5 protein-coding genes are annotated in these 13,849 nt (G+C 39.9%); 3 read left to right on the top strand and 2 right to left on the bottom strand.

Going from position 1 to position 13,849, the window contains the following annotated elements; genetic code table 11:
- Positions 1 to 32 precede the first annotated feature (32 nt).
- Positions 33 to 3,338, top strand: coding sequence for an SBBP repeat-containing protein (locus HYU69_02655; protein MBI2269238.1), 3,306 nt, complete (start codon positions 33 to 35; stop codon positions 3,336 to 3,338).
- A gap of 108 nt (positions 3,339 to 3,446) precedes the next feature.
- On the opposite strand, the gene HYU69_02650 is transcribed toward HYU69_02655, so the two are convergent.
- On the bottom strand, positions 3,447 to 5,006 hold the full coding sequence (locus HYU69_02650; GenBank protein MBI2269237.1) for a hypothetical protein: 1,560 nt from the start codon (positions 5,004 to 5,006) through the stop codon (positions 3,447 to 3,449).
- 206 nt (positions 5,007 to 5,212) lie between these two features.
- On the opposite strand from HYU69_02650, the gene HYU69_02645 reads away from it, so the two are divergent.
- Positions 5,213 to 8,638, top strand: coding sequence for a hypothetical protein (locus HYU69_02645; protein MBI2269236.1), 3,426 nt, complete (start codon positions 5,213 to 5,215; stop codon positions 8,636 to 8,638).
- A 129-nt stretch (positions 8,639 to 8,767) separates the two neighbouring features.
- Here HYU69_02645 and HYU69_02640 read toward each other — a convergent pair whose 3' ends face one another.
- On the bottom strand, positions 8,768 to 10,288 hold the full coding sequence (locus HYU69_02640; GenBank protein MBI2269235.1) for a hypothetical protein: 1,521 nt from the start codon (positions 10,286 to 10,288) through the stop codon (positions 8,768 to 8,770).
- A 205-nt stretch (positions 10,289 to 10,493) separates the two neighbouring features.
- On the opposite strand from HYU69_02640, the gene HYU69_02635 reads away from it, so the two are divergent.
- Positions 10,494 to 13,679 (top strand): SBBP repeat-containing protein, encoded by a 3,186-nt coding sequence (locus HYU69_02635; protein ID MBI2269234.1) that lies wholly within the window; start codon positions 10,494 to 10,496, stop codon positions 13,677 to 13,679.
- The last annotated feature ends 170 nt before the right edge of the window (positions 13,680 to 13,849 follow it).

Below are 13,849 nucleotides of genomic sequence, written 5' to 3'. Positions count from 1 at the left end.
TTGCAAAGAAATAACACGAATTTAATACTACAATGAAGAAGATAATTTTATTTTTCGCATCCCTGCTCACAGCTGATAGTACCTTTGCAGGCAGCTATGACAAATTGCCTTTACCCGAAAAAGAAACCAATAAAGAAATCACCAAAGAGCAAGCTCGCTCCTGGATGCTTCGACAGCCCGTAAAATTTTTGGAGAACAAAGGGCAGATGGTGAATAGCGATTACAAACCCGTGTCTTTTGTATTGTTCAGAGCATCATCGCCGGGGATGGATGCTTACATTACCGAAAACGGCTTGACATATGTGTTTGTGAAAGGAGAAGAAAAAAACAAAGAAATAGACACTAGGCAGTTAATAGACAAGGAAGAAGAAAACAAAGAAAAAGTTAGAGCAGAGTACTCGAGAGCAATAGGCAAACAAGAAAAGGGGGGAGAAGAAAATGTAAAAACCGAAATGGCATGGGTAAATATGCATTTAAAAGGTGCAAGTATTAAAAAAGAAAACATTATTAAAGAAGGAGAAAGTGCAGAACACTTCAATTATTTTTACGGACACTGCCCCGAGGGTATTTACGACGTTCGTCAGTATGAAAAAATTACTATCAAGGAAGTTTATCCTGGTATTGACTGGGTATTTTACAGTAGTAGCAAAACAGGGATGAAATATGATTTTGTGGTGCATCCAGGTGCAGACTACAACCAAATAAAACTTATTTATGAAAGCGAAAATCCATTAACAATTGACCCTGACGGTAACATAAATATCAAAACCCCTCTGGGTACTCTTACCGAAAACGCGCCGTATTCCTATTTGCACGAGACATATGTTGAAGTGGAGTGCAGTTTCACAAAAACCATAATTGACCAACACAATGTTGGGATTAGTTTCAATTTCGCATCTCACTCCGAGTACTCGGGGTCAAATCTCAAAGCTTCATTGGTAATTGACCCACAATTAGTATGGGCTACTATTTATGGCGGAAATGGGCTCGATGGCCTTAGGAGTATCGTAGTTGATAATGGGAGTGTGTATGTAGTGGGTTATTCAAGTTCCTCTAATTATCCTATTCAAACCAGGGCTGGAGCATATAATGATGCGGTTTGGGGGGGGGCTGGCGATGTCATTATTTTGCAATTTACAAACATCGGAATTCTTTCTTGGGCGACCTATTATGGGGGGAGCAATGTCGATGATGGATATTCCATTGCTGTAGATGGGAGCAATAATGTGTATGTTACGGGAAATACACGTTCCACTGATTTTCCGCTTCAAGCTTGGGCGGGAGCGTATAATGATCCAACTTATGGAGGAGGAGTTTTGGGAGATGCCTTCATCTTGCGATTCACAAACACAGGAGTTCGCATCTGGGCTACCTATTATGGAGGAAATAATGAAGATCGGTCATATTCCATTGCTATAGATGGGGGTGATAATGTGTACATAACAGGATTGACATCTTCAACTAATTTCCCAATTCAAAACTGGGTGGGAGCATATAATGATGCAACTTATGGAGGGGGGTTCTTGGACGCCTTTATCTTACGATTTACGAACACAGGAGCACTCACCTGGGCTACCTATTATGGAGGGAGTGGCTTTGAAGAAGGGTGCGCAATTGCTATAGACGGAGGCAATAATGTGTATGTAACCGGGAGGACTACATCCCCAAATTTTCCACTTCAACCTTGGACGGGAGCTTATAATGATCCAACTTATGGAGGGGGATGGGATGCCTTCGTCTTGCGATTTACAAACACTGGAGCACGCACTTGGGCTACCTTTTATGGAGGAAATAGTGATGACGAAGGGTGGTCTGTTGCAATAGACGGGAACAATAATGTATATGTAACAGGGTGGGAAGCATCCCCCAATTTTCCACTTACTATCTGGGCAGGAGCGTATAATCAAACTTTGGCAGGAAGCGGGGATGCCTTTATCTTGAGATTTACAAGCGTAGGATTTCTTATATGGGCTACCTGTTATGGAGGGAGTAAGCTGGAAATTATGTCGACATACGACAACATTGCTATTGATTTTTGTGGGAATGTATTTGTGAGTTTTAGAACTTTTTCAACCGATATACTCACTTTTGGAAATGCTTCGTGCGAATATTATGATGCAAGTTACAATGGAGGTATTTCTACTGGTGATATTTTTCTTATCAAATTTAGCAATACCGGCGCCTTATTGTGGGCTACTTACTTTGGAGGAGATGGAGAAGAATATCGAGAAGCAATCGCGCTTGACAATTTTGGGAATTTATTTGTCACTGGAGAATGGATTAATATTGGCTCCATAAATCCGGCAACTTATCCCTTAACCGATCCCGGGGGAGGCACTTATTTTGATGCAACTTTCAATGGTTTAGATGATGGCTATATTGTGAAGTTTATTCCTTCTATTCCTTCCTATAATCAAAGCCAGTTAAACTCTACAACATGTGCTCCCTGTAATGGTAGTGCAACTATTAACATAAGTTGTGGCGAACCAAACTATAATTACACCTGGAGCAATGGTAACTCAACATTAAATAGCTCGATAACCTCTAATACTATTACGGGTCTTTGCCCAGGTTCCTACACCGTAACAGCAGCAAGCAATTGCAATCAAACGCAAACCACCTCATTTATTATCACAGGCACGTCTTGTTCTTCAGTTACCGCGCAGTTAATAGGACCTTGTACAAAAATGTGTTCGGGTAATTGTCAAACGGTCTTGGTTAATGTTAATGGTGGCACTCCACCTTATACATATAATTGGACACCAAATATTGGAAACGGATCGGGTCCATATTCTGTCTGTCCTTTAATATCAACACAGTATAGTTGTATAGTTACTGATGTCACCGGCGTAACGGCAAATGCCGGCAGTTGCCCTATTACCATATTTCCCGATTTTAATTCACTCTCGACAAATTCAAGTCCCGCAACATGCGGAAGTAACAACGGTACAGGTACCGCAAGCACTTCTGGTGGAACGCCTGCCTATAATTATACCTGGAGTAATGGAGCAACGGGAGCAACTATTATTGGACTAAGTCCTGGAACTTATGTAGTCACGGTTATAGATGCAAACGGATGTACTAAAACCGATTCATCTGTAATATCTTCACCGCCACCTTTAATTGGTCAATTTACAAAGGGCACAGCCAACTGTTCTGGTTGTGGCTGCAAGGAATGGATAATGATAAATGCAACAGGCGGCACAAGCCCTTATACTTATTTGTGGCCCGATGGATATGTGAACAGGTATAAAAATCAACTTTGTCCCGGTACATATAACATAAACATTAAAGACAAAAACGGATGTAGTGTGAATGTGAATCTTACTGCGCCATGAATTTGTTATTAGTAGTTGGTTGTCAGTTGTTAGAGTTAACCGATTACTAATTATACTGATTACCGATCACCGATCACTGATTACTGATTACCGATCACTGATTACTGATTACCCATCACCAACTATCTTCGCCTTTTCAATAACAACCTCAATAAGCGGACGATTCTCAATTTTACTTTCCAGCCACGAGATAAAATCAAAATAGTCCAGTACAAGTTTCTCTTTTGCCTTTTTCAGTATCCTGGTCAGGTCTTTCTTCAGATCAATGAATACCCTGATCTGTTCATCTTCATCCTTTATTTCATACATTCTATTCTTGAAAAATTCAAGCACACGATCCTCAAAAAGAGAATGGTGCCGAACCCTTATAAAATACCTCCGCGTCGACTGGGTAAGATTTTCGATCAAATCATAATTACCTTTTTCGTAATGTGTAATGATATTTAATATACGGGCAAGACATAACACATCTTTTCTGTGATCTGAATGAGGATAATTAATGATCTTATTCAACCAGAACAAAGCCTTTGAATAATTACTTACTGTAAAGTAACACGTAAAAAAAAGTCCGTAAAATTGTATCAGCTCGTTGTCCGCCTTTATCAAAGGCCTCAGTCCATCAAAATCATTCTCAATCAAATGGATCGCATCCCTGAATTTACCTACACCAATATATTTTGCCGTTTGAAATGCAAAAACCGCAACAGGGATCTCCTTTTTCACCACATCAGACAGGCCATTATTCTTTGACAGTGCTTTTAGCTGATCGAGTAGATTATTATAAACACTATCGTACCTAGACAAATAAGAAGAAATAACAAGAAAATTATGCAAAGCCATTTTATACCTGAGCACGTATTCCGGTATTTTTAAAAGATCTTCGGTGAAATATCCGATCAGCTTTTTTCTGTAATTATATGCCTGGGGAAAATTACCGGCATATTGCCGGTAAAAAGCCTGTATTTCGAAATACATTATTCGCGTCGAAACATCAACTATATTTTTTGTATCAGTCAGGAAAGGATGTTTTATTATTTTTTCCATTTCACCCGATCCGTTATGACCTCTTGCCACTCCCTCCTTCAACATTAGCCAATAGGCCTTGAAATACAGATTTCTATATTGATTTTTACGGGAGATCTTCTTCAATACATTTTCTTCCTGTATAATGTGAGTATCAAGATCGGTCATTCTTTTTTTTATATTTACTCTGACGTCCATCAGTGATCTCTCCCAGTTCAGAATTTCCAGCAGAGCCGTATATTCATTATATCGTAAAGCGAGTTTCTTCGCCTTTTGCAGGTATTTTTTACATTGGACAAATAATTTTTTTCTGAATAGTATCTCAACCGTGGTCAGGTATCTTTTCAGTACTAGTCCTGGACTAAAAGAGGCATGGTATGTATTAAGTCCCGCGACAATGAATTCATACAGATAGTTTTTTATCCTTGCCAGCTGCCTGATATATGTTTCGTTTCTAAGCTTTCTTTTTGTTTCCCATTCATTATAAATCTTTTGTTTGTTGATCACGTCAAACAATTTTTCATAACTCCTGCCTGAATTTTTCGACATTAGCACCTTGATATATCTTTTCTCCGTCGGATTTAATGACCTGATCAGTTCGAATAAGCTATCTGAAGTGCTATTTTTATTAATTGTTCTTGTCATTTAAATATTTGATTAACAATATTGTATAAACTAATATATATCTTTGAATTGTAAATTTACAGTAAATTTTAATTGCTAAAAGAGAACTATTTATTTAATTTAAAACAAGTGAAAGAATGAAATGTTCACATTTCATTCTTTACGAGAAAAAAACGATATAACATCTTTCAGGTAAGGGTTGAATTAACACAATTAAATCTTCGGAAATGAAAGAATTAAGAACGACTACCTCAATTTTAATTCTGATCCTGTTGAAGTCGGCACTGGCTATGGCTCAATTCGGGGTTTCTGTTTCAAACGGTACATCAAAGGATTGGATAAGAAATGATATTTTTCAGGATAAAGTATTTATTGAGAACAAGGGACAATTTAACAATAAAAACAATCTTACTTCTACAAGTATAAAATATGGTATCAACTCCAATGGCCTTCAGGTTTATTTTACAAATGATGGCCTTACCTATCGCTATGACAGAACCGATCAACCAGATAAAACCGGCAGAGATAATATAAAATTCACTTCCCATGCTGAAGAAGAGAATTATGAAAAGGAAATGGTGAGAAAAACGGTGAGTCATTCCCATTTTGTCCATTTACAATGGTTGAATGCCAACCCTCATGCTCAAATTACTGCTCAGGATATTGTTCCGGAGTACTATACATATGGAGATGAGAAAAAATCATACAAAGCATCCGCATTTAAAAAAATAATTTATAAAAATCTTTACCCTGGTATTGATCTGGAATATATTTTCCACAAAAAGGAAGGCTTGAAATATTCATTGACTCTTCATCCCGGAGCTGATGCCTCAAAAATCCAAATGAAATACACAGGTGCTGAAAAAATTTATAAAGATAAAAGCGGAAATATCCACCTGAGTACTTCAATTGGTGACATCATTGATCATGCGCCGTTTACCTTTTACCATTCGGATATGTCCGTTATTGGCTCTGACTTTGAAACAGAAAACAATATTGTCACTTTTAAACTTAATAATTATAATAAAAAAAACACCGTTATCATTGATCCATGGACAACCGGAGTTGCTTTACCCGGACCAAATAAAGCGTTGGAAGTAGAAAAGGATAAGGCCGGTAATGTATATATTTTAGGCGGTACCGGAGGTGGCCTTGGTAATTTCTTCAGAGTGAAAAAATTCTCTTCCGCAGGAGCTTTGATCTGGACATATGTACCTACTCCAACATGTGGTTATGATTGGAGAGGCTGCTACGGTGATGATCTGAAAATTGATCAGAAAGGTGATGTATATATTTCGGGCGGTGGCTTATGCGGAAGCCCGTTCTTTAAAGTGAGTTCGGCAGGTGCTCTAATATGGTCAAGCTCGGGCATACGAAATGATGAGCCTTACCGCATATTGTTTGATTGTGATAATACCATTTTGTATGCAACAGGATACAATGGTGCTCCGGAACAAATTTTTAATCCATTAACCGGTGTTTATCAATATTCGGTTGGTGGTTATCCAATAATCGGTCAAACAAGTGAGGATATGAGAGATTGTATCAGAGCTCCAAATGGAAATTATTATGGTGTTACTGCCGAGCAAGGAAATACAGCAAGAATAAGAGCGTTCGGGCCCGGCTGGGGTAATTTATGGAACACTTCCGGTGGTTTTAATATTACTTATTGGTCAGGATCATATACAAATGTGGCATATCCTGTTTCCCTTCATTTAATTGCTGCCAGCAAGCAATTTCTCTTTGTCAGCAATGGTGCAATTCTGCAAAAAAGAAATATTACCAATGGTGCATTAATAAATACAGTTACAATTCCGGGGGGAACTGCAATTACAAGCGCAAGCGGTAATTCAGGGATCGTAACTGATACATGCGGAAATGTATACGTATCATCTCAAAATGCAGTCTACAAATACGATCCCAACCTTACTTTCCTGGCATCCGCGGCAACTTCGGCTGCCATTTATGATATATGCCTTGGAAATTTCGGAGAAATACTTGCATGCGGAAATGGGTTCCTTGCATCGGTTAATTTATCTGCATGCACACTTGACCCATTAGATGTAACGGCAACTGCAACCCCAACAGGTAATTGTACCAATGGTAATATTGGCACTGCCACAGCCAGTATTTCCGGTGGAATGTCTTCCTACAGCTATTATTGGATACCCGGAGGTCAAACCACCCCTTCTATCTCGGGTCTTGCAGCCGGAACCTATAGTGTAATTGTTACAGATGTAAATTGCAATAAGGATACCGCTGTTGTTACGGTTACCTCAACCGGAGCATTAACAACATCCGTAACAAAAACAAATCTGCTTTGTTATGGCGCAAACAATGGATCTGCAACAATTTCAGTTTTGAGCGGAACCTCACCATATACCTATTCATGGTCAAACGGAAGCACGACCTCAACTGCTACTGGACTCGGTGCGGGTACATACACGGCCACAATAACAGATGCCGGTAGTTGTACGTCAATAGTAGCTGTAAACATATCTCAACCACCCCAAATTCCCGTCAGCGTAAGCTCAACAGGCACAAGCTGTAATAATGCAAATGGCAGTGCAACAGCAAGTGCAAATGGTTCCACAGGCCCATATACCTATTCCTGGTCTAATGGAACCAAAAGCACTTACAGCTGTTGTTTGAGTGCAGATACATATACAGTAACAGTAACGGGAGCCAATGGATGTACCCAAACATCAACAGCTACCATCGCTCCCTCAACAAGCCCTGTAGATCCATCATTTACACAATCCCCTAACGGAACCGTTTGTATCGGAAGTAATGTAAACTTTACCAATACAGGTACACCACCGGGCACCGGAATAACCTACAATTGGCTCATTTCCAATATAACACCGGCCAATGTAAGCGGTACGACAACAAATTTTTCGTATGCCTTTCTAACCGTTGGAACCTATACTGTAACTCATAGTGTAAATGACGGCACCTGTAACACCTCAATAAAAAGTACAATAACTGTCATAAATTGCACAGGCCCTTCAGTAACTGCCACGGGCAACTCAGTTTGCCCCGGATCATGCGGCACAGTTACATCAAGCACTGTGGGTGGCACCGGACCATATACCTATTTATGGAGCACAGGCGGCACAACCCAAAATATTAATCCTTGTCCTGCAGCTACAACAACATATACTGTTACTATAACTGATAATACAGGAGCTACAGCCACTTCAACTGCAATTGTGACAATTAATCCTGTGGTTACTGTAACAGTCAATGCAACAAATTTAACCTGTAACGGAAGCAATGACGGATCGGCGCAGGCAAGCGGAAGCAGCGGTACTTCGCCTTTCACCTATAACTGGAGTAATGTAGCTCCGGGTTCCGGGTTCCAGGTTTCCGGCTTAAGCGCTGGAACCTATTCGGTTACTGTAACAGATAACAAAGGTTGTACAGGAACTTCATCTGTTACAATAGCTGCTCCACCCGCCTTGTCCGGACAATTTGCAAAAGGCACGGCCAATTGCGCAGGCTGCGGCTGCAAGGAATGGTTGATGATAAACGGCTCTGGCGGTACACGCCCTTACTCCTACTCCTGGCCCGATGGTTATGTAAACGGGTACAAAAATCAGCTCTGCCCGGGCTTCGAAGCGATGTCATCCCTTAATAAAAAATGGGTGTAGTGTGAATGTGAATTTGAGCACGCCGTGATTTAGTTGTTGGTTGTCAGTTGTGGTAAACCAAAAAGCTATTTCAGGCAACCACATATTGATTACTGACAACCAACAACCCTCAACTATTAACCATTTGCCTTACTGCGCCCTGACGTGACCCGCTTTCTTTCGGATTATTTCAGCAACAGGACGATCCTCTGTTTTGCTTTCTATCCATGAAATAACATCAACAAAATCAAATATAATTTCATCCGTTGAGTTATCAAAGTGTTCGAGTTTATCTTTGAGAACAGATAACTCACGATTGTATCTTTCTCTAGTTTGATCTTTATTCAGCTTTTCAAAAGAGGAAATAATTAACAATAAATATTTTTTATTCTCTCTCTGGGTTAAATATTTTTTTCGGCGGGACAATGAACGGATAATACTTTCAACAATGGCATGATCTCCCGTATCAAAGCCAATCAGGCACTGCATTATGTTTACCATTACAGTAAGTTCACCAAACACTTCATAGTTGTCGAATTCAGCAATGATCCTGTTGCACCAGCTTGTAGCCGGCCTGTACTTTCGGAAAACAAATAACAGGTATGCAATACGAAACATAATTACTATCCTCAGCAAAGGAGAACGGATGCCTGATAATTTTTTACGGATATCATTACGCAAAACAATATCATCAATAAACGTCTCTGATCTTTCAGGCAATACTTTTGCATACAACTTTAAGGTGCATGCGAGAGATAAAGACTCTCTGTACAGCCCCGATTCATCTTCATACGTCGGCACTTTGTTGATATCATTTATTATAAGCCGCGATTCTTTATATCGCTTAAGCGTGATGGCCTTTTCGAATAAATTATACAATACGGTCATGTATTCATTTGGGTTGTCATCCATGATCGCGGGATGCTTTTCAAATAATGCTTTCAGTTTAATGATCTCTTTATACGAATTTGTCGTATCTCCAAGGTGATCGTAATAAACAGACCAGGTGTTGTGAAAAAAGATCTTCATCCTGAAGGTCGTAGCTTTTGATTCATCCTGCAGGTATTCAGAAGTAATGATGTTATCAAAAACTTTTTTTGTTTTTATTTTGTCATTGGTATTATTCGCAATCGAAACCCTCCAATACAACTCATGATATTTATTCAACTCTTTGCTTCTGTCAATGACGGTATAAAGGTTTCCGAAAAAATCCGTTACCCCCTTAAATGATTCCTTATAAATTACTTTACCAAGTGCTATGTTTTTTTCAATTGATATAATATATGCAGCAGCTTCATATTTATCCAAACTCAAAGCCCGTTCTTTTAAAACAGTCATTCTCTTAAAAAACTCATTATCCAATCGCTTTTTTTTCAGAATACCGGCTTTATATAATTCCAGATTCAGGTCATTGTTATCATCCGTATCATTATATGCAACCAGGCTTTTTAATATTATCTTATACAAGCGGTGCTTGGCCAGGGCAAATTCTCCGGATTGAAATTGCTTCTTCAATGAACCTTCATCGTATTCATCCATCGCGCTGATCTTATCAAACAGCTTCAGGTATTGTTTATCCTTTTCATAAAATGAGGCGAATAGTTTAAAATACCGCTTCTCGTTCTTATGAAGGGATTTTATAAGCAGGAACAGGTCGTTTGTCGGTTTCAATTGAATAGGAGCTATTAAAAATCAGTTGATGTAAAACAATGTGAAATAAAATCCGGATCTGGATAACCCAAAAACATATCTGTCCGTTCTAAATTAGCATAAATTTTTATAAGTGCATAAACATACTGAACAGGAAATAATCGCTCCTCAATTGGTTTGGAAGCTGTTTGGTTTTATACGTAACTTGCTATAAATAAACACAAGCATGTTCTTGAACCGTATTTTAGCCATTGCATTAGTTGTGCCTGTCATTGGAAATGTGGTTGCCAATGGAGATCATAAAACTGTCGGTTCTGTAATTTCTAATGATACCCGTCAATACATAACCGATAAACCGGTCCGGTTCACTGAAAACAAAGGGCAATTGACTGATATGGAGGGAAAAACTGTACCATTTGTATTGTTCAAAGTAGATGCTCCTTCTTTGGAAATATATATAACCGAAAAAGGAATTACGTATATGTTTCTGAAAATGGAAGAAGGAGAAGATGAAGCTGACGAAGAAAACAGGAAGATGAAATGGGATCGGATCGACATGACCTTAAATGGCGCTTCCATTAAGAGGGAAAATATTATAAAAGAAGGGCGGAGTACAGATTTCGTACAATATTTTTCAGGTCACTGCCCTGATGGAATTACCGATATACACAGCTTTGAAAAAATAATCATTAAGGAGATTTACCCGGACATTGATTGGGTACTTTATAATTCAGACCCTAAAGGCTTAAAATATGATTTTATAGTTCATCCCGGAGCGGATATAAAAAAAATAGAATTGATCTATTCTTCTCCCGAGCCTTTACGATTAAACAGAAACGGAGAAGTAGAAATTAAGACTAACACAGGCACATTAACCGAAAGATCACCTGTAAGCTATCAGCAGGACAAAGAAATAGCGACGCATTTTGTAAAAAGTCCTGATAGAAGAAATAATCTAGACGGTTATGAAACGCGTATTCATTTCGCTATTGACAATTATAATATAGGAGAGTCATTGATAATCGACCCGCAGCTGGTATGGGGAACATACTACGGCGGGAATAGTTATGACGGCTTTTTAAGCGTGAAAACCGATAACGCCGGAAATGTTTTTGCCTGTGGATATTCCAAATCAACCAATTTTCCTGTTTATAACCCGTCCACTGGAAATTATTACTCCGGCGCTAACAACGGTGATCATGATATTCAGATTGTAAAATTTGATAACAACGGCGTTCGCTTATGGGCTACCTATTACGGAGGCAGTTCCTATGAAGAAGCAAATTCAATTGCCGTTGACGTAACAGGGAACATTTTTGTAACCGGGTATTCTCAATCGACCAATTTCCCGGTCTTAAACAAAGCCGGAGCATACAATCAGGCCGCGACAGGCGGAGCAGCCGATGCCTATATCCTTAAGTTTTCTAATGGCGGAACACGTTTATGGGCAACATACTATGGAGGAAGCGCTTTGGACGATGGTACCGGTATAGTATTTGATACCGCCGGAAATCTTTTCATTGCCGGAAGAACATACTCAGCCAATTTCCCGACCCTTAACTTTGCGGGAGCATACAACCAGTCAGCATTAAACGGCACTATTGATGCATTTATACTCAAATTTGATATTAACGGTGCACGCGTATGGGCAACTTACTACGGAGGCAGCGGTTTTGACCAGGCGCATTCAATTGCCTGCGATGCTTTTGGAAATGTTTTTGTAGGAGGATCAGGCGGCAATCCAACCTTTCCTACTCTTAACCCCGGAGGTGGAGCGTATTTTCAAACAATATCAAATTCATTCATTCTAAAATTCAATAGTACGACCTGTGCATCTACCTGGGCCACAAATTTCGGAGGGCCTGGCTTTAGCGTACTGCATCATCTCGCTGTAGATGCCGGTGGAAATATTTTTGTCACCGGTAAAACAACTGATACCTCCTTCCCTACTTTAGATCCGGGTGGAGGCGCGTATTACGATAATACATATAATGGCGGTACCGGATTTATTGGTGATGCCTACATAGCCAAATTCAGCGGAACGAACAACGCTCTTTTATGGAGCAGTTATTACGGAGGAAGTAGTGATGACCAACCATTCGCAACATACAACGGACCCGCAATATGTGTAGATAATTGCGGAAATGTTTATGTAACAGGTCGCACTAAATCTACGGATTTCCCAACGCTGAATCCGGGCTGCGGTGGGTATTTGGCCGGTTACGGAGGGGGCGGGCAGGATGATGTATTTATTTTGAAATTCAATAATAATGGCGTCCGACTATGGGCAACCTACAACGGAACTTCCGGAACTTTTGGAATTGATTTTGGATCATCGGTTACAACAGATGCGAATAATAATTTATTTGCTGTTGGCGAATGGCAGACAATGACATCGAATGGATTATTGAATTCAGCCGGAGCATACTACCAAAGCGGTTTCGCAGGTATACACGATGCTTTCATAATGAAGTTTATTCCTATCACACCTGCTTATACTCAATCTCAGGTTAATGCAACCTCCTGCAGTCCGTGTAATGGCACCGCAACAATTAGTTTAACCTGCGGCGAGCCCGACTACAGTTATGCATGGAGCAATGGCAGTTCAACATTAAGTACAATAGCTTCTAATACGATTACCGGCCTTTGTCCCGGGACCTACACGGTAACAACAACAAGTAATTGCAATCAGGTAAGAACTGCAACATTTGTGATCACGGGCACACCTTGCGGAGGAATTACAGTTACAGCGACAGGGGCGGATATTTGCCCGAATACCTGCGCTACCATAACAGCTGCTGCAAGCAATGGCACCGGCCCATACACATATACATGGAGCAATAACGAAACAACACAAACTATAAGTCCATGTCCTGTTTCATCAACAACCTATACAGTTACAATAACAGATAACACCGGGGCGACAGCTTCTTCAACCACCGCGATTACAATTAACCCTGCGGTTACAGTAACAATAAGCGCAACAAATTTATCCTGTAACGGAAGTAATGACGGAACAGCAACAGCAATAGCCGGGGGAGGCAGTCCCGCTTTTATGTATAACTGGAGTGGTGTGATTCAGGGTTCAGGGTTCCAGGTTTCAGGTTTATCGGCAGGAACTTATACTGTTACTGTAACAGATAACAAGGGTTGTACAGCGACATCAACAGCGACATTTACTTCACCACCTCCACTATCAGGGCAATTTGCAAAAGGTACTGCTAACTGTGTAGCGTGCGGTTGCAAAGAATGGCTGATGGTAACGGCTTCGGGAGGAACAAGTCCTTACTCCTACTCCTGGCCGGATGGATATGTGACCAGGTATAAAAATCAACTTTGTCCTGGTAACTATATAGTAAAGGTTACAGATAAAAACGGATGCAGTATGAATATTAACCTTACCGCTCCATGATTTTGCCGGTTTATTAAGGGATGACATCGCTTCGAAGCGATGTCATCCCTTAATAAAAAATGGGTGTAGTGTGAATGTGAATTTGAGCACGCCGTGATTTAGTTGTTGGTTGTCAGTTGTGGTAAACCAAAAAGCTATTTCAGGCAACCACATATTGATTACTGACAACC

The sequence above is a fragment of the Bacteroidota bacterium genome, from assembly GCA_016183775.1.
Taxonomy (GTDB): domain Bacteria; phylum Bacteroidota; class Bacteroidia; order JABDFU01; family JABDFU01; genus JABDFU01.
This window is presented reverse-complemented; position numbering and strand designations above follow the sequence as displayed.

What these genes read in the sequence shown, in the direction of transcription:
- HYU69_02650 (MBI2269237.1), bottom strand. Translation starts at nt 5,006, where the DNA reads ATGACAAGAACAATTAATAAAAATAGCACTTCAGATAGCTTATTCGAA.
- HYU69_02655 (MBI2269238.1), top strand. Translation starts at nt 33, where the DNA reads ATGAAGAAGATAATTTTATTTTTCGCATCCCTGCTCACAGCTGATAGT.
- HYU69_02635 (MBI2269234.1), top strand. Translation starts at nt 10,494, where the DNA reads ATGTTCTTGAACCGTATTTTAGCCATTGCATTAGTTGTGCCTGTCATT.
- HYU69_02645 (MBI2269236.1), top strand. Translation starts at nt 5,213, where the DNA reads ATGAAAGAATTAAGAACGACTACCTCAATTTTAATTCTGATCCTGTTG.